At 48.1% G+C, this 1,160-nt stretch carries 1 protein-coding gene; it reads right to left on the reverse strand.

What is annotated here, in order from left to right; translation table 11 throughout:
* Positions 1-1,148, reverse strand: a 1,148-nt coding sequence (locus B5E92_RS15245; protein WP_239406513.1) for a collagen binding domain-containing protein, incomplete at its 3' end; no start/stop codon positions are given.
* Between the last annotated feature and the right edge of the window lie 12 nt (positions 1,149-1,160).

Here is a 1,160-nt window from a genome sequence, read left to right on the forward strand (position 1 = left end):
GTATAGAAGCTGTCCCCAGATACCTTGTATTCATCAGAAAGGCGGGAAACATAATGGATAGTGCCGTCGCTGTCCTTTTCAGCGATTGTCTTTGTCACCCATGTTTTTGTCGGCTCGCTAGGGAGATTGTCAGCGGTATAGTGTCCCGCATAGAATTTCCATGTGAACTCCGCCCCCTCTAAGGAAGCGTCGCCCTGTGGAGCGTCTTTCTGTGTTTCCATGTCAATCTTGAAAAGCTCAATAAGTGTATCTGTGACCTTTGGCGTATCGGATACGTTCAAAGTCGCTGTCTTGCCAGCTTCCACATTTAAGGAATACACAGTGCTGTCCACTTTATAGCCAGCAGGAGCAGAAAGCTCTTTGATGTAGACAGTGCCAGCCTTTACTTCCACGGTATCAGTGTTCCCGCTGTTATCAGTCGTAAGGGTGGCAAGCTGTTTCGTACAGTCCTTATCAGAATAGACACCATAAGTCGCACCAGCGATAGAGTAAAGTCCGTTCCCGTCGGTAATGCTGGCATTACTGGAAGTCTTTTTAAGGGTGGCATTTCCTACGGCAAGTTTCGCCCAGAACTGTCCAATGTCCTGTCCCTCGCCAGAGTAGATATAACCGCCACATTCATAGCGTCCCTTGTTCTCGCTGGCAAAGGCTTTCGCACCAGCGTACACCTCGTCCTGTATCGCTTTAGAAATTTCATCATAGGAAGCTCTGACGTTATCGCATTGCCAACCAAGATGAACGCTCAATCTCTGCCATACGACACACTGTTCAAGAAGATAGACCTGTTTATAATCCAGCTCGCTGTGGCTCTGTGCGTACTGCTTGACGTATTCCAGAGAGAGGGCAACATCTGAAATCTGGTCGTAGCTCATGCGTGTGCTTGCGTCGGCTCTGGTCTTATAGCCGTTCTTGAAGTTGGTGTTGATGTCCACACAATAGGCGGTTTCGCCCTCAACTTTCATATAGCCCTCATTAAAGGTCGAACCGATAGAGCCGTCATTCATCACTTTTTCAATGATACCGACACGCTCGGCACTTTCCGTCCAGTATTGCTTCTCGGAAGCGTGGACTGCCGTTGTCGGCAAAGCGGTAACGATAGTCGCAAAGGCAAGGAAGCCTGTGGCTAATCGCTTCAATATCTTTTTCATAGCTTTTAAAAT

Origin of the sequence: Erysipelatoclostridium sp. An15 (assembly GCF_002160675.1) — a bacterium.
In the GTDB taxonomy this organism is placed as follows: domain Bacteria; phylum Bacillota_I; class Bacilli_A; order Erysipelotrichales; family Coprobacillaceae; genus Thomasclavelia; species Thomasclavelia merdavium.